The following is a 16273-nucleotide window of genomic DNA, read 5'->3' on the forward strand; positions in this document are numbered from 1 at the left end:
TCACTTGGTGTTGATGACCTTGTCGATGGCGGCGTCCGCTTCCTTCGCGGCGTCCGCGACCGACTTCTTGCCGGTACCGATGTTCTGCAGCATGGTCTGCAGGACCTGGGCCTTCTCGACCTGACCCCAGCCCGACGCCATCGGGACGAACCAGCTCGACTCGGCCGCGGTGGCCGGGACGGCCGTCGCCGGGTCGTTCTTCAGGGTGGCGAGGTCGGTCTTGTTGTTGGGCAGGTTGCCCTTGGCCATCAGGCCCTTCTGGCCCTTGGCTCCGGTGAACGCGTTGATCCACTCGGCGGCGACCGCCTGCGCCTTCGACTTCACCGGGACGGCGAGGTCGGAGCCGCCCAGGAAGACCGGGAGGTTCTTGCCGGACGGGCCGGGCATCACGAAGTTCTCGAGGTTGCCCTTGAGCTTGCCGGTCTTGTCGCTCTCCGGGGCCTCGGCGGTCGCGCCCTCCCAGGCGGCACCGAAGATCATGCCGGACTTGCCCTGGCCGTAGACGATGTAACGGTCGGACTCGTCCTTGGTCTTGTCGCCGTGCATGTACTTGTCGACGATGGTCTTGAACTCGGTGAGGCCCTTGACCGACTCGGGCGAGGAGAGGTTGGCCTTCCACTGGCCGCCCTCCTGCTTCGCGATGGAGCCGCCGGCGTCGTAGACGAACGACATGGCCGCGTACCAGTCGCGGGTGGGCTGGTACCAGGCACTGAACTTGCTGCCCCCCTTCTTCTGGATCTTGTCCAGATCGGAGGTGAGCTCCTGGTACGTCTTCGGCGGGGTCTTCACACCGGCCGAGGCGGCGACATCCTTGCGCCAGTTGCCGACGCGGCCACCGGCGTAGTACGGCACACCGTAGGTCTTGCCGTCGTAGGTGACGGAGGTCTTGAGGCCGTCCAGCCAGGCGTCCGAGTTCTCGAACTTCGACGCGTCGAGGGGAGCGAAGGCACCCTTGACCATGTAGCCGAGCATCTCGGAGTTGCCCATCTCGACCACGTCCGGCGCCTTGTCGGTGGCGAGGACCGCGTCGAACTTGGTGTTCTTGTCCGGCCAGCCGTAGTACTCGTGCTTGATCTTGATACCGGGGTGCTTGGCCTTGATCGCCGCGTCGGCCGCCGTGACCAGCTGGGGCCAGTTGTTCTGCGCGTCGACCGTGAGCCAGACCGTCAGCTCCTTGGCGTCCGCACCCTTGTCCGACCCCCCGGACTTGCTGTCGTTCCCGCACGCCGCGACGGAGAAGATCATGCCCGCGATACCGATCGCGGCTACCAGCTTGCGCTTCACGCCACCCTCCTCAGGGATGCCACAAACCCCCCTGCTCCCCGCGGTGACATACGCCGTGTACCGCCCGTGGGGCCGGGACTGGACCAATGGTGTAGACCAGTACGGGGAGCTTGGCCTAGACCTAGAGGGGTGTCAAGGGTGCGTAAGCCCGTCCAGTCGTCCGTTATGGGACCTACATATGCAAGGACCTTTAAGTAGGTAAGTGACATAAATAGCGGGCCTGTTCAGGACCTGCGAGGGAACCACCCCCGGGCCGTCCGCGCGCCCGGCCCCACCGCCTCGCGCACCACCGTCTGCGCGCGATGGACTAGACCAACAGGTACGCCGACGGTATATAGAGGGGATCACGGAGCGTGCGGGGGCCACTCGCGCGGAAAGCCGTGCCACGATGTGAGCCGTGGCCGTCGATATGTCGGTCGCTTCGGCATCCGGAGCCGGGAAGGCAGAGCATGAGCACCGACGTCAGCAGTGCGGAGAACGAGGGTGGGGCGCCCATCCGTACCGCGCGCGTGCCCAAGTACTACCGCCTCAAGAAGCACCTGCTCGACATGACGGAGACACTGCCGCCCGGTACGCCGGTACCGCCCGAGCGGACCCTCGCCGCCGAGTTCGACACCTCGCGCACCACGGTGCGGCAGGCCCTTCAGGAGCTGGTCGTCGAGGGCCGTCTCGAACGCATCCAGGGCAAGGGCACCTTCGTCGCCAAGCCGAAGGTCTCCCAGGCGCTCCAACTGACCTCGTACACCGAGGACATGCGCGCCCAGGGCCTCGAACCCACCTCGCAGCTGCTGGACATCGGCTACATCACGGCGGACGACGCCCTCGCAGGCCTGCTCGACATCTCGGCCGGCGGCCGGGTGCTGCGCATCGAGCGGCTGCGCCTCGCGAGCGGCGAGCCGATGGCCATCGAGACGACCCACCTCTCCGCCAAGCGCTTCCCCGCCCTGCGCAGGTCGCTCGTCAAGTACACCTCTCTCTACACCGCGCTCGCCGAGGTGTACAACGTCCACCTCGCCGAGGCGGAGGAGACCATCGAGACCTCGCTGGCGACCCCGCGCGAGGCCGGACTGCTCGGCACCGACGTGGGCCTGCCCATGCTGATGCTCTCCCGCCACTCGCTCGACCGTCAGGGCGAGCCGGTGGAATGGGTGCGGTCGGTGTACCGGGGCGACCGGTACAAGTTCGTCGCCCGCCTCAAGCGCCCGCAGGACTGATCCGTATGGCCTAACGCGCGGGTACGGGGCGCACGCTCCCGCACCCGCGCGTCGCGCCGCACGTTCCGGGCCGACCCGGGCGGACCGTCAGGCGCCTTACCCGCCCGAGGCGTTCGCCGGCCGCCGGGGAAACCGTGCGCGCCGACACGAACCCTCCACAGCCGCCGTCCGAGCAGGGGTTCCCTGGAGCGGAACCATCCCCTAGATTGCCTGCGCGTTACCCAGGTGATCGATGAGGGGACGGAGTCGCCCTATGTCAGACCTGCCCGAAGTGAAACCACCGGTGGTGACACCGGTACGTACGGTGATCGCCCTCTGTCTGCTCGCGCCCTTCGTGGCGATGCTGTGGGTCGGCTCCTACACGAAGACCGACCCGGCGTTCATCGGCATCCCGTTCTTCTACTGGTACCAGTTGCTGTGGGTGCCCCTCTCCACGCTGCTGACCGTGACCGCGTACCTGCTGTGGCGGCATGACCAGCGAGGCCGCACCTCCACCCCAGCTTCCGCCTCCGTCTCCGCGAAGGGAGGTGACGGCGCGTGAACGACGGTGTGAACGGCGTCGCCCTCGGCGTCTTCGTCTTCTTCTTCCTCGCCGTCACGGCCATGGGCTTCCTGGCCGCTCGCTGGCGCAGAGCCGCCGACGAGCACAGCCTCGACGAATGGGGCCTGGGCGGGCGGTCGTTCGGTACCTGGGTGACCTGGTTCCTGCTCGGCGGCGACCTCTACACCGCGTACACCTTCGTCGCCGTGCCCGCGGCGGTCTACGCGGCCGGCGCGGCCGGCTTCTTCGCCGTGCCGTACACGATCCTGGTCTACCCGCTGATCTTCACGTTCCTGCCCCGCCTGTGGTCGGTCTCCCACAAGCACGGCTATGTGACGACCTCGGACTTCGTGCGCGGCCGCTTCGGCTCCAAGAGCCTGTCCCTCGCCGTGGCGGTCACCGGCATCCTGGCCACCATGCCGTACATCGCGCTCCAACTCGTCGGCATCCAGGCCGTACTCGACGTGATGGGCGTGGGCGGCGGGGAGAGCAGCAACTGGTTCGTCAAGGACCTGCCGCTCCTCATCGCCTTCGGCGTGCTGGCCGCGTACACCTACTCCTCGGGCCTGCGGGCCCCCGCCCTGATCGCGTTCGTGAAGGACACCCTGATCTACATCGTGATCGCGGTGGCCATCATCTACATCCCGATCAAGCTGGGCGGCTTCGACGAGATCTTCAAGGCGGCGAGCGCCAAGTACACGGCCGCGGGTGCCGGGGGGCTCGTCCCCGCCGAGGCGGGGCAGTGGACGTACGCCACCCTCGCGCTCGGCTCGGCGCTGGCGCTGTTCATGTATCCGCACTCGGTCACCGCGACGCTGTCCGGCCGCAGCCGGGAGGTGATCCGCCGCAACACCACGATCCTGCCGCTGTACTCGCTGATGCTGGGCCTGCTCGCCCTGCTCGGGTTCATGGCGATCGCGGCCGGCGTGAAGGTCACCAACGGCCAGCTCGCCATCCCCCAGCTCTTCGAGAACATGTTCCCCGACTGGTTCGCGGGGGTGGCCTTCGCCGCGATCGGCATCGGCGCGCTCGTCCCGGCGGCCATCATGTCGATCGCGGCCGCGAATCTGTTCACCCGCAACATCTACAAGGACTTCATCAACCCGGCCGCCACCCCGCGGCAGGAGACCAAGGTCTCCAAGCTGGTCTCGCTGCTGGTGAAGGTGGGCGCGCTGGTCTTCGTCCTGACCATGGACAAGACCGTCGCGATCAACTTCCAGCTGCTGGGCGGCATCTGGATCCTGCAGACCTTCCCGTCGCTGGTCGGCGGGCTGTTCACCCGCTGGTTCCACCGCTGGGCGCTGCTGGGCGGCTGGGCGGTCGGCATGCTCTACGGCACGATCGCCGCCTACGGTGTGGCCTCGCCGACCCAGAAGCACTTCGGCGGCAGCTCGAAGGAGATCCCGGGCATCGGGGAGATCGGCTACATCGGCCTGACCGCGTTCGTCCTGAACGTGACCGTGGCCGTCGTCCTCACGTTCGCCCTCAGGGCGTTCAAGGCGCCGGACGGCATCGACGAGACCTCGCCCGGGGACTACACGGCCGACGCGGGAGACCCGGGCGTCGAGACGGAGCTCCCGCCCGCCACGGCGGACGCGAGCCACTAGCCACCAGGCACCAGGCACCAGGCACCAGGCACCAGGCACGAACGACGCCACAGCGCCGTAGGACGGGCCGCCGGACGAAAACCGGCGGCCCGTCGCCGTACGAGGCACCCGGCAGGGGAGGCTCTCGTGTACGAGCGCGTAGGTTTCACCCGCGCCCCCGACCGCGACTGGTGCCCGTTTCCGGAGCTCGACGACATCCGGCTGCTCACCTACGAGTTGGCGATCCGGCACGCTCCGTAGTACTCCCGGACACCGACCCGACACAACATGTGGGGGCACTCCCGGAGCCCGGCACAAGATGTATGCTCATGTCGCTGTCACCGCAGGGGAATCCGGTGCGAATCCGGAACTGTCCCGCAACGGTGTACTTGTATGTGTTCGCGTCTTCGTGTGCCCGTACTCGCGTCAGTCCGAGGACCTGCCGACAGCGCGCCCCGGCCGTCCGGCCCGGGTGCCGACGACGTCCGGGCCTCGCGGAATGGGCCGGTGGACGCGGTGCGTGCTGCCCTGAAGCGCTCCCGTGTGCCCCGCTCCTCCCCCGCCGGGCCCCGTGCCGAGCGAGGGAGATCCCCACGTGACCATCGCGCCAGCCGATCCGGCTTCAGTGACCGCGCAGCAGGCCCGGGTGGAGACCGAAGGTCCCGGAGCCGCGCTGCTGCGGACCCTGACGGACCTCACCGCCGACCTCACCGACGCCGACCCCGGCCGGGTCGCCGCCGCGGCGCTGCGCGGCCGGTCCGCCCGCGCCGACGAGGCCGAGCTGCGCGAACTGGCCACGGAGGCGGCCGCGGGGCTCATCTCCGAGGACCCCGCCTACTCCCGGCTGGCCGCCCGCCTGCTCACGGTGAGCATCGCCGCGGAGGCCGCGTCCCAGGGCGTCACGACCTTCTCCGAGTCGGTCGCCGTCGGCCACCAGGAGGGTCTGATCGCCGACCGCACGGCCGCGTTCGTCCGGCTGCACACGGCCCGCCTCGACGCGCTCATCGACTCCGAGGGCGACGACCGCTTCGGCTACTTCGGGCTGCGCACGCTGCACAGCCGCTATCTGCTCCGGCACCCGATCACCCGCAAGGTCGTCGAGACGCCCCAGCACTTCATGCTCCGGGTGGCCTCCGGTCTCGCCGAGGACGACACGGCCCGTTCCGTGGACGAAGTCGCCGCGCTCTACCGGCTCATGAGCCGCCTCGACTACCTCCCGTCCTCCCCCACGCTCTTCAACTCCGGTACGCGGCACCCGCAGATGTCGTCCTGCTACCTCCTCGACTCCCCACTGGACGAGCTGGACTCCATCTACGACCGCTACCACCAGGTGGCCCGCCTGTCGAAGCACGCGGGCGGCATCGGACTGTCGTACTCCCGCATCCGGTCGCGCGGTTCACTGATCCGCGGCACCAACGGACACTCCAACGGCATCGTCCCGTTCCTGAAGACCCTCGACGCCTCGGTCGCCGCGGTGAACCAGGGCGGCCGGCGCAAGGGCGCGGCCGCGGTCTACCTGGAGACCTGGCACTCCGACATCGAGGAGTTCCTGGAGCTGCGCGACAACACCGGTGAGGACGCCCGGCGTACGCACAACCTGAACCTGGCGCACTGGATCCCGGACGAGTTCATGCGCCGGGTGAACGAGGACGGCGTCTGGTCGCTCTTCTCCCCCGCGGACGTGCCGGAACTGGTCGACCTGTGGGGCGACGAGTTCGATGCCGCCTACCGCAAGGCCGAGGAGGCGGGCCTCGCCAGGAAGACCATCCCGGCCCGCGACCTGTACGGCCGCATGATGCGCACCCTCGCGCAGACCGGCAACGGCTGGATGACCTTCAAGGACGCCGCCAACCGCACCGCCAACCAGACGGCGGAGCCGGGCCACACCGTCCACTCCTCGAACCTGTGCACCGAGATCCTGGAGGTCACGGACGACGGGGAGACCGCGGTCTGCAACCTGGGCTCGGTCAACCTGGGCGCGTTCGTGGTCGGCCAGGACATCGACTGGGAGCGGCTCGACGAGACCGTGCGCACCGCGGTGACCTTCCTCGACCGCGTCGTCGACATCAACTTCTACCCGACCGAGCAGGCGGGCCGCTCCAACGCCAAGTGGCGTCCGGTCGGCCTCGGCGCGATGGGCCTCCAGGACGTCTTCTTCAAGCTGCGGCTGCCCTTCGACTCGCCCGAGGCCCGCGCGCTGTCCACCCGGATCGCCGAGCGCATCATGCTCGCCTCCTACGAGGCCTCCGCGGACCTCGCCGAGCGCAACGGCCCGCTCCCCGCCTGGGAGAAGACCCGCACCGCCCGTGGCGTGCTGCACCCGGACCACTTCGACGTCGAGCTGAACTGGCCGGAGCGCTGGGCCGCCCTGCGGCAGCGGATCGCCGCGGTCGGCATGCGCAACTCGCTGCTGCTCGCCATCGCGCCGACCGCGACCATCGCGTCCATCGCGGGCGTGTACGAGTGCATCGAGCCGCAGGTGTCGAACCTGTTCAAGCGCGAGACGCTCTCCGGCGAGTTCCTCCAGGTCAACTCCTACCTGGTGGCCGAGCTGAAGCAGCTCGGCGTGTGGGACGCGCAGACCCGTGAGGCGCTGCGTGAGTCCAGCGGCTCGGTGCAGGGCTTCACCTGGGTCCCGCAGGACGTCCGCGACCTGTACCGCACGGCGTGGGAGATCCCGCAGCGCGGCCTGATCGACATGGCCGCCGCCCGGACCCCGTTCCTCGACCAGGCCCAGTCGTTGAACCTGTTCCTGGAGACGCCGACCATCGGCAAGCTCTCCTCGATGTACTCGTACGCCTGGAAGTCGGGCCTGAAGACGACGTACTACCTGCGTTCCCGCCCGGCGACGCGCATCGCCCGCGCGGCCCAGGCGCAGGCGCGGCCCGAGAAGACCATCCCCCTCCAGCAGGCGGCCGACCCCGACGCCGTCGCCTGCTCCCTTGAGAACCCCGAGTCCTGCGAGGCCTGCCAGTAATGTCCGACACGAACACCGAGAAGAACCTCCTCGACCCGGGCTTCGAACTGACCCTGCGTCCCATGCGCTACCCGGACTTCTACGAGCGCTACCGGGACGCGATCAAGAACACCTGGACCGTCGAGGAGGTCGACCTCCACTCGGACGTCGCCGACCTCGCGAAGCTGACGCCGGGTGAGCAGCACATGATCGGCCGGCTGGTCGCGTTCTTCGCGACGGGCGACTCGATCGTGGCGAACAACCTGGTGCTGACGCTGTACAAGCACATCAACTCCCCCGAGGCGCGGCTCTATCTGAGCCGTCAGCTCTTCGAGGAGGCCGTGCACGTCCAGTTCTATCTGACGCTGCTGGACACCTATCTGCCCGACCCGGAGGACCGCACGGCGGCCTTCGCGGCGGTCGAGAGCATCCCCTCCATCCGCGAGAAGGCCCAGTTCTGCTTCAAGTGGATGGACTCGGTGGAGAAGCTGGACCGGCTGGAGACCCAGGCCGACCGCCGCCGCTTCCTGCTGAACCTCATCTGCTTCGCCGCGTGCATCGAGGGGCTCTTCTTCTACGGGGCCTTCGCGTACGTCTACTGGTTCCGCAGCCGGGGTCTGCTGCACGGCCTGGCCACCGGCACCAACTGGGTGTTCCGCGACGAGACGATGCACATGAGCTTCGCCTTCGAGGTCGTCGACACCGTCCGCAAGGAGGAGCCGGAGCTCTTCGACGACCGGCTCCAGGAGCAGGTGACCGACATGCTGCGCGAGGCCGTCGAGGCCGAGCTGCAGTTCGGACGCGACCTCTGCGGTGAGGGTCTGCCGGGCATGAACACCGACTCGATGCGCCAGTACCTGGAGTGCGTCGCCGACCAGCGCCTGCAGCGGCTGGGCTTCGCGCCGGTGTACGGCTCGGAGAACCCGTTCTCCTTCATGGAGCTCCAGGGTGTCCAGGAGCTGACCAACTTCTTCGAGCGCCGGCCGTCGGCGTACCAGGTCGCGGTGGAGGGCACGGTCGACTTCGACGAGGACTTCTGACCGGTTCTCATATTCTGACCGTTCGTCACCAACGTTAGCCGGGCCGCCTGTTGGGGCCCGGCTTTCGTCACGTACTGCCCCCGCGCCTCCAATCACCGGGCCAATCCCCGTCCATGGAGCGGCAAAGTTCTTCCGGCACGGCTGTTCGCGCGCCGTTCACCCCGGCTAGGTTCTGGCCGTCCCGTCATGCCGCGCACCACGGCACGCCAGGACGACTGAATTGGCATGCCCATGACGTGTCTCTCCACGGTTCGCGCTACGCGCGTCACGGGCCTGCCCGTCCAGAGCGCCGAGAACCCCACTTCCGGCCATGGCGTCGCGAACGGCCCTACCCCGGCCCGAGCGGCACCGGCCTCGAACCGATGGAGGCGACACCCCCATGCGTTCCCAGCGCCCGATACCCTCCGGCAGACCCGCCCGGAGCCTGCGAAGACTCCTCACCGCCGCCCTCCCCGCCCTGGCCCTCGGCCTCGCCGGGTTCGCCGCGGCCCCTCCCGCCGACGCCCAGCCCGCGCCTGCCCCCCACGTCTCCCGGGCCACCCAGAACGCCGGGGCCCTCACCGACCCCTCCCGGCAGACGGTCCACGCGACCGGCCGGGCGGGCCAGAAGGTCGCGACCAAGCACCTGTGCGCCGAGGCGACGAAGCCCGGCCAGATGTCGTGCTTCGCGCAGCGCCGCACCGACATCGCGCAGAAACTCGCGGCGAAGGTCTCCCCCGACGCCGCCGCCGCGGTGTCCGGCCTCAGCCCGGCCAACCTGCACAGCGCCTACAACCTGCCCTCGACGGGCGGCTCCGGCCTGACGGTCGCCGTGGTCGACGCCTACAACGACCCCAACGCCGCCTCCGACCTGGCCACTTACCGCTCGCAGTTCGGCCTGTCCGCCTGCACGGTGGCCAACGGCTGCTTCAAGCAGGTCAGCCAGACGGGCTCGACCACCTCGCTGCCGACGAACGACACCGGCTGGGCGGGTGAGGAGGCGCTCGACATCGACATGGTCAGCGCCGTCTGTCCCAACTGCAACATCATCCTCGTCGAGGCCAGCTCCGCGAACGACTCCGACCTCGGCATCGCGGAGAACGAAGCCGTCACGCTGGGCGCGAAGTTCGTCTCCAACAGCTGGGGCGGCTCCGAGTCCTCCTCGCAGACCAGCGAGGACACCTCGTACTTCAAGCACCCGGGTGTCGCCATCACCGTCTCCTCCGGTGACTCCGCCTACGGCGCCGAGTACCCGGCGACCTCCCAGTACGTGACCGCCGTCGGCGGTACCGCGCTGAGCACCTCCTCCGGCACCCGCGGCTGGACCGAGTCGGTCTGGAAGACCAGCAGCACCGAGGGCACCGGCTCCGGCTGCTCCGCCTACGACGCCAAGCCCACCTGGCAGACCGACACCGGCTGCACCAAGCGCATGGAGGCCGACGTCTCCGCGGTCGCCGACCCCGCCACCGGCGTGGCGGTCTACGACACCTACGGCGGCTCCGGCTGGGCGGTCTACGGCGGCACAAGCGCCTCGTCGCCCATCATCGCGGGCGTGTACGCGCTGGCCGGCACCCCGGGTTCCGCCGACTACCCGGCGAAGTACCCCTACTCCCACACCTCGAACCTGTACGACGTGACGAGCGGCAACAACGGCTCCTGCTCCCCGTCGTACTTCTGCACCGCGGCCACCGGCTACGACGGCCCGACCGGCTGGGGCACCCCCAACGGCACGGCCGCCTTCACCTCGGGCACCAGCACCGGCAACACCGTGACCGTCACCAACCCGGGCAGCCAGTCCACGGCCACCGGCGGCTCGGCGAGCCTCCAGATCTCGGCGAGCGACAGCGCGGGCGCGACCCTCACGTACAGCGCGACCGGCCTGCCGACCGGGCTGTCGATCAGCAGCTCGACCGGACTGATCTCCGGCACCGCGAGCACCGCGGGCACCTACTCGGTGACCGTCACGGCGAAGGACAGCACGGGCGCCTCCGGTTCGGCCTCCTTCACCTGGACCGTCAGCACATCGGGCGGCGGCACCTGCACCTCGGCGCAGCTGCTCGGCAACCAGGGCTTCGAGTCGGGCGCCACCGTGTGGAGCGAGACGAGCGGCGTCATCACCAATGACACCGGTGAGGCCACGCACGGCGGCTCGTACGACGCCTGGCTCGACGGCTACGGCTCGACCCACACCGACACGCTGTCCCAGTCGGTGACCGTCCCGTCCGGCTGCAAGGCCACCCTCACCTTCTACCTCCACGTCGACACGGCCGAGACCACCACCACCTCGGCCTACGACAAGCTCACCGTCACCGCGGGCTCCACCACGCTCGCGACCTACTCCAACCTCAACAAGGCCACCGGGTACGCCCAGAAGACCTTCGACCTGTCCTCCTTCGCCGGTTCGACCGTCACGCTGAAGTTCAGCGGCGTCGAGGACTCCTCGCTCCAGACCAGCTTCGTCGTGGACGACACCGCCCTGACGACCAGCTGACCCGCGACAGGGGACCGGCCGCCTCGGCGGCCCGACCCGGAGCAGGGCCCCGGCCGCCTCGGCGGCCGGGGCCCTGTCACGCGTGGGATGGATCCTGATCCACCGGTGGCACGTCCAACCTGCAAGGAGGCCACCCATGCGCCGAACGACCCACACCCGGACCATCGCCCTCGCCGCTCTGACCCTGCTCCTCGCGGGCTGCGGTGCGCAGAGCGGAGGCGACGCGGGCGGCAGCGGCACGGTGTCGCCGTCCCCCACCTCGTCCCGCCCGAGCTGTGCCACGGTGAAGGGGGAGCTGGGGGCCGCCGACAGCGGCCACACGTACTGTCTGGCGCCCGGCGAGACGATCCGCGTCTCCCTGGACGGCACGACCCGCCGGCCCTGGACGCCAGTGAAGAGCTCCGGAACCGGGCTGGAGGCCACCAACAGCGGGATCGTCCTCCAGCCGGGGGACGCGTCCGCCGCCTACCGGGCGGTCTCGGCGGGAACGGTCCGGCTGACATCGTCGCGCCCGCTGTGTCCGAGCGATCCGGCCCGGGTCTCCTGCGACGGACTTCAGGAATGGACGGTCACCGTGGTCGTGCCGAAGGCGTGAGACCCCGGCGCACGTCCAGGGGCCCGAGGGCGGCCTGAACGTGCGCCTGTGGACGTGCGGGCCGGACACCGGCCGGGCGCCCGGCCACCCGGCCGTCCGAGAGGCTTACCGCGGACGGGCCTTCAGCCGCAGCTCGTGGGGCCGCAGCGTGATGCCGACGCGGGTCGCGTCGTTGGACCCGGACACCTGCTCGAAGCGCCACCCGGACGCCACGGTCGCGGTGATCAGGGAGAGCAGGGCCATCGAGAAGTGGTCGCTCGGGCATTTACGGTTGCCCACGCTGAAGGGGCGCATCGCGTACTTCGGGATGTCCTTGGAGCGTTCCGGAAGCCAGCGGTCGGGATCGAAATCCAGATGCTTCTGGTACGACCGGTGGTCGCGCTGGATCGCGTACGGGCTGTAGACGATGTCGGCCCCGGCCGGAATGCGATAGCCGCCCAGCTCGGTTTCGGCCACCACGCGCCGCGTCAATATCCATACGGCGGGGCGTAAACGCATCGCCTCGACGACGACATTGTTCGTGTGCGACAGCTTCCGGACGTCGTCGAATCCGACGGGTCGGTCTCCCGCGACGGACCGGACCTCTGCGGCCACTTTGTCCGCCTGTTCCGGATGTTCCGTCAGCACTTGGAGCAGCCACATGATCGTGGATGCGATGGTTTCGCTGCCGGGCGTGAGTATCGCGACGACTTGGTCGTGGATCTCCTGTTCGTCTATGGGGTCGCCGTCGTCGTTCTTCGCTTCCAGCAATGCCGTCAGCAAATCGTCCGGCTTTTGACCAGATGCGCGTCGCTCGTCGATGATCTCGTCGACCAGCGCATGCAAATCGGCCAATGCGCGGTCGAATGCCCGTATCGAGGGAAGCGGGAGCCTGTAGAGGGGCCCCGCGGGTATGACCATGCGCCGGTACATGCCGCGGAACACGGTGGCGAGCGCGAGGCTCAGCCGCTCGGCGCGCTCGTCCATGAACCGGCCGCGCAGCAGACAGCGGGCGGCTACGCGGACGGCGACGCGGAACGATTCGGAGGTGCAGTCGACGACCGCGCCCCGCTCCCAGCGTGCCGTGAACGCCCGCGCCTCCTCCTCCATGATCGGGCCGTACTCGGGAATGATGTCGGCCCGGAACGCGGGCTGGATGGTCCGCCGCTGGCGGCGGTGCAGCGGCCCGTTGGCCGTGGCCACACCCTGCTTGCCCAGCAGCCCTTCGAGCGACTCCCACAGGGGGCCGCCGATCTCGTAGTCGGGGCTGAGCGCCAGCGCCCCGGTGAGCGCGGGGGTGGTGACGGCGTACACCGTCTTGGGGCCCATCCTGAGCCGGACGACATCGCCGTGATCGCGCAGCTGGGCGAGGAAGCCCAGCGGGTCGCGGACCAGTTTCCAGCCGTGCCCGAGAACGGGCACCCCGCCTCCGGCGAGGGGCGGGACGGACAGCTCCCGCGCCTCGGACACCTCGGGCCGTACCGACTCGACGGTCATTTCTCACCTGCCGCTTCATTGTTGACGTACGGGGGTGTGGAGCGGTCGTCCCAGCTGTCGACCATGTACCGGCCCGACTCATGGTGGAACCAGTACACGGAGCTGAACCAGTTCCGCATGTTCCCGAGGCACGCCCTCACGGCGGCGCTCGTCTCTTTGCCCCGGACAGTGCCGCCGTCGGCGAGTAATTCGGCGAGCCGCAGTACATCCTTCTCGGCGACGAGGAATTGCTCGATGCATTCCTCGACCCGCCGCCTCACTTCGGTGACGGCTTCTTCGAGCGTCAGCCCCTCGTGGTGAATGAGACTGATTCCGAGATTATGGAGCTCGTCGCCCGCTATTTCCTTCGGCAGCGAACAGAGGTCGTTGTACCAGGCGGCGAATTCCTGGCTGAGCAGCGCCGCCCGGTGAAATGCGGGATGCTGTCGCACCGTGGCCGGCAATTCATGACCCGCACTCGGTTCCAGAAGGTCGGTCCAGATCCAGTGAGCGAAAGTGAGCCGCCGGAGTTCGAGGTATTCCGCGACCGTGGGCACAGTGCCGGCGGTGCGGTTCCTGAACTCCCGGTCGTACGCCTCGATCACGGCGTGGAAGTGGAGCCCGAACCGCTTGTTCCAGTTCTCGCCGAGGAACGAGTACAACCGCACCATGCTGTCCGCGAACCCCGCGACCAGGGGATCCCGGTGGTGCAGATGGTCCCTGGGGGCATCGAGGGCCGCGTGGAGCCGGAACCTGAGCCTTCGCCAGGCGTCCGCCCGGCCGTGGATGACATCGCGGTCATGCCGGTCGTCCCAGACGAAGAACCACGCGCTGTAGTCCGCTATCGCCTGCATGACCTCGTCGGGGGCGCCTATGTAGTAGCCCGCCATGAGGTCCGTGTAGCACAGACCGTCGGCGTACTCCTCGACCTTGTCCGCGGGCATCAGCCGTTTTTCGAGGAGCCAGGTCCTGGTGTTCTCCTGGAGCCTGGGCCAATACGGATGCAGTTGACGGGGAAACTCGGACTCGATCACCGGAAGAGAGAGCGCCGGTGGTACCGCGAGCGCTGTCGATGAAGAGCCGTATGAGAAAGCATGCACGAACAAACCCCTCTCAGCCGCCTGTTGACGTCACACCCCTCCACCCGTGCCGGGCGCGCGCCGTTGCGTATCCCCGCACTTCCCATTCAGCACTACAACTGACCGTTCTGGGAACGGATTTGGCCCACTGACTACCCGGCCATGCCGAGAACATCCCCTTGCGTGACTGAATCCGGATCACTGATGGAGCACAAGGGATCGAACATACGACGTACATGCGAACGGTGCCTGGTCAGCAGGATCGCCTGCCCAGACACCGTTCGAGTGGACCCACGGAAGACCGCGCGTCACGCCGGTCAATTTATGTCACAGGCGTGCGGGGCGCCCGGCGAAGCGGTGGCTCAGTCGTTCGCCACGATCGCGTAGCGGGGCTCGTTCTCCGCCATCTGCCGCAGCGCGTCCTTGCGGTCGCGCTTGGAGAGCCGGTCGATGTACAGGTACCCGTACAGGTGGTCCGTCTCGTGCTGGAGGCAGCGGGCGAAGTAGCCCGTACCGCGCACCCTGACCGGGTTGCCCTTCTCGTCCTGCCCGGTGACCTCGGCGTAGTCGGGGCGGGCGAGCGGCGCGTAGGCGGTCGGCACGGAGAGGCACCCCTCGTTGCTCTCGTCCAGCTGGCGCCGGTCGGCGGGCAGGTCGACGAGCTTCGGGTTGCAGACCACACCGACGTGCCGGTCGCCCTGATCGTCCTGGCAGTCGTATACGAAGACCTTCAGGTCGACGCCGATCTGGTTGGCGGCCAGGCCCACGCCCTCCGCGGTGCGCTGGCTCGCGAACATGTCGGCGACCAGCTGGTCCAGCTCGTCCCCGAAGTCGGTGACGTCCTTGCACTCCTTGTGCAGCACCGGGTTCCCCACCACCGTGATCGGCCGCGAGGTGCCGCGCTCGCGGTAGGCCGCCTCGCGCTCCTCGCCGTCCTCGGTGTCGATGACGAAGCCGTCGTCGTCCACGGGGAGCACGCCCGCGTGCTGCTGATCGGTGTCCTGCTGCGCCATGACGACGTACGCCTTCCTCAGACCTCGGTAAATTCTGCGAGTACAGCCTAAAGGCGTACTCAGCAGACCTCTTCCAGATCCCGCCAGTCCCGGGAGTCCGGACTGTCCGCGACCCAGCCGTCGAGCAGGCCGCGCACCAGCGAGGCGGGCGCCGCGAGCCCGCACTCCCGCTCGGGCACCCACAGCTGTCCGTCGGTGCGATGGCCGAGCGGACCCGGGTGCCCCGGCTCACTGTGGTCGTGCGGGTCGAGGTGCTCCTCGTCGCCCTCGTCCGACGGCATCCGGGACTCGGAACACATCCGGCACAGCAGTCGCACCGACGACGACCAGTCCTCCGCGGCGAAGCCGGCGTCGGCGGCGAGCTGCTCCAGCGCGTTCCGGTCGTCCTCGGTGGCCGCTTCCAGGAGGACGACCCAGGTGGGCACCGGCGAGGGAGCCCACAGCTCGATCTCGTCGAAGACCGGGTAGGCGTGCCCCGCCGCGGTGGTCCGCTCACCGTGCGGAACGCCGTCGTGCAGCACGACCTCGCCCCAGCGGCGTCCGGAGGACGGCAGCGGGATCGACAGCACCTCGACCCGGGCGGGGTCCAGCCTGCGCCCCCAAACCACTTCGGCCTCGCCCTCGGGCGACAGCCGGACGGCCGCGCTGCCGAGGTCCATGCCCACCGGCTCGCCGGAGACCGCGGCGCCGCCGGGCACCCGCAGCCCGTACGCCTGCCAGGAACGGCGGGCCAGCGGCCAGTCCTGCAAGGCGGTGGCCGCGATCCCCACATTCCACCAGTCCGGTGCGCCGGTCTCCCGGTCGAGCAGCGCGACGGCCCGCAGCCCCGCCGCCCGCGCCTGCTCCCAGTCGTGCCGGAACTTGTGCAGCAGGGCCAGGTTGAACCAGGACTCGGACAGCCAGGGCTCCAGGTCCGCGGCCCGCGTCAGCAGCGCTCCCGCGTCCTCGTACCGGCCGTCGCCGATCAGCGTGAACGCACGATCGGTGGCCTGCCGCCATGAGGCGGAGGGCCGGTGTCGTCCCTTGCCGAAGATCCTCAC

12 protein-coding genes and 1 riboswitch are annotated in these 16273 nt (G+C 69.0%); of the genes, 7 read left to right on the forward strand and 5 right to left on the reverse strand.

Annotated elements, in window-relative coordinates; all coding sequences use genetic code 11:
* Positions 1-1284 (reverse strand): extracellular solute-binding protein, encoded by a 1284-nt coding sequence (locus ACFYW8_RS14185; protein ID WP_365875782.1) that lies wholly within the window; start codon positions 1282-1284, stop codon positions 1-3.
* Positions 1285-1733: 449 nt separating this feature from the next.
* Here ACFYW8_RS14185 and ACFYW8_RS14190 point away from each other — a divergent pair, with 449 nt between their 5' ends.
* The 7 genes from ACFYW8_RS14190 (at position 1734) to ACFYW8_RS14220 (ending at position 11686) form a co-directional block, all read left to right on the forward strand.
* Entirely contained in the window at positions 1734-2498 is a 765-nt protein-coding gene (locus ACFYW8_RS14190; RefSeq protein ID WP_389072887.1) for a GntR family transcriptional regulator, read from the forward strand.
* Between the two features lie 253 nt (positions 2499-2751).
* Positions 2752-3039, forward strand: a complete 288-nt coding sequence (locus tag ACFYW8_RS14195; protein WP_389072892.1) for a DUF3311 domain-containing protein — start codon at positions 2752-2754, stop codon at positions 3037-3039.
* Positions 3036-4646: a monocarboxylate uptake permease MctP gene (gene mctP / locus ACFYW8_RS14200; RefSeq protein WP_365875786.1), complete on the forward strand. Its 1611-nt coding sequence runs from the start codon at positions 3036-3038 to the stop codon at positions 4644-4646. The genes ACFYW8_RS14195 and mctP overlap by 4 nt, the downstream gene beginning before the upstream one ends.
* 295 nt (positions 4647-4941) lie before the next feature.
* Positions 4942-5087: riboswitch (cobalamin riboswitch) on the forward strand.
* A 133-nt stretch (positions 5088-5220) separates the two neighbouring features.
* Positions 5221-7602: a ribonucleoside-diphosphate reductase subunit alpha gene (locus tag ACFYW8_RS14205; RefSeq protein WP_389072896.1), complete on the forward strand. Its 2382-nt coding sequence runs from the start codon at positions 5221-5223 to the stop codon at positions 7600-7602.
* Positions 7602-8621 carry a ribonucleotide-diphosphate reductase subunit beta gene (locus tag ACFYW8_RS14210; protein WP_389072901.1) on the forward strand — a complete coding sequence of 340 codons (1020 nt, stop codon included), beginning with the start codon at positions 7602-7604 and terminating at the stop codon, positions 8619-8621. The genes ACFYW8_RS14205 and ACFYW8_RS14210 overlap by 1 nt, the downstream gene beginning before the upstream one ends.
* 379 nt (positions 8622-9000) lie before the next feature.
* Positions 9001-11091, forward strand: a complete 2091-nt coding sequence (locus ACFYW8_RS14215) for a putative Ig domain-containing protein (RefSeq protein ID WP_389072906.1) — start codon at positions 9001-9003, stop codon at positions 11089-11091.
* A 136-nt stretch (positions 11092-11227) separates the two neighbouring features.
* Entirely contained in the window at positions 11228-11686 is a 459-nt protein-coding gene (locus tag ACFYW8_RS14220) for a hypothetical protein (RefSeq protein ID WP_389072910.1), read from the forward strand.
* A 105-nt stretch (positions 11687-11791) separates the two neighbouring features.
* Here the strand turns inward: ACFYW8_RS14220 and ACFYW8_RS14225 are convergent, their stop codons facing one another.
* From ACFYW8_RS14225 to ACFYW8_RS14240, 4 genes are all read right to left on the reverse strand, one after another.
* Complete coding sequence (locus tag ACFYW8_RS14225; protein WP_365875796.1) at positions 11792-13162, reverse strand: cytochrome P450; 1371 nt, start codon at positions 13160-13162, stop codon at positions 11792-11794.
* Positions 13159-14241 (reverse strand): epi-isozizaene synthase, encoded by a 1083-nt coding sequence (cyc1, locus tag ACFYW8_RS14230; RefSeq protein ID WP_389072916.1) that lies wholly within the window; start codon positions 14239-14241, stop codon positions 13159-13161. The genes ACFYW8_RS14225 and cyc1 overlap by 4 nt, the downstream gene beginning before the upstream one ends.
* Positions 14242-14582: 341 nt before the next feature.
* Positions 14583-15233 (reverse strand): peptide deformylase, encoded by a 651-nt coding sequence (def, locus tag ACFYW8_RS14235; protein ID WP_365875800.1) that lies wholly within the window; start codon positions 15231-15233, stop codon positions 14583-14585.
* A gap of 59 nt (positions 15234-15292) precedes the next feature.
* On the reverse strand, positions 15293-16273 hold the full coding sequence (locus ACFYW8_RS14240) for a hypothetical protein (protein ID WP_355844684.1): 981 nt from the start codon (positions 16271-16273) through the stop codon (positions 15293-15295).

The organism is Streptomyces sp. NPDC002742 (assembly GCF_042888885.1).
Classification (GTDB): Bacteria; Actinomycetota; Actinomycetes; order Streptomycetales; family Streptomycetaceae; genus Streptomyces.

What these genes read in the sequence shown, in the direction of transcription:
- ACFYW8_RS14190 (WP_389072887.1), top strand. Translation starts at nt 1,734, where the DNA reads ATGAGCACCGACGTCAGCAGTGCGGAGAACGAGGGTGGGGCGCCCATC.
- ACFYW8_RS14195 (WP_389072892.1), top strand. Translation starts at nt 2,752, where the DNA reads ATGTCAGACCTGCCCGAAGTGAAACCACCGGTGGTGACACCGGTACGT.
- ACFYW8_RS14210 (WP_389072901.1), top strand. Translation starts at nt 7,602, where the DNA reads ATGTCCGACACGAACACCGAGAAGAACCTCCTCGACCCGGGCTTCGAA.
- ACFYW8_RS14215 (WP_389072906.1), top strand. Translation starts at nt 9,001, where the DNA reads ATGCGTTCCCAGCGCCCGATACCCTCCGGCAGACCCGCCCGGAGCCTG.
- ACFYW8_RS14220 (WP_389072910.1), top strand. Translation starts at nt 11,228, where the DNA reads ATGCGCCGAACGACCCACACCCGGACCATCGCCCTCGCCGCTCTGACC.
- ACFYW8_RS14225 (WP_365875796.1), bottom strand. Translation starts at nt 13,162, where the DNA reads ATGACCGTCGAGTCGGTACGGCCCGAGGTGTCCGAGGCGCGGGAGCTG.
- def (WP_365875800.1), bottom strand. Translation starts at nt 15,233, where the DNA reads ATGGCGCAGCAGGACACCGATCAGCAGCACGCGGGCGTGCTCCCCGTG.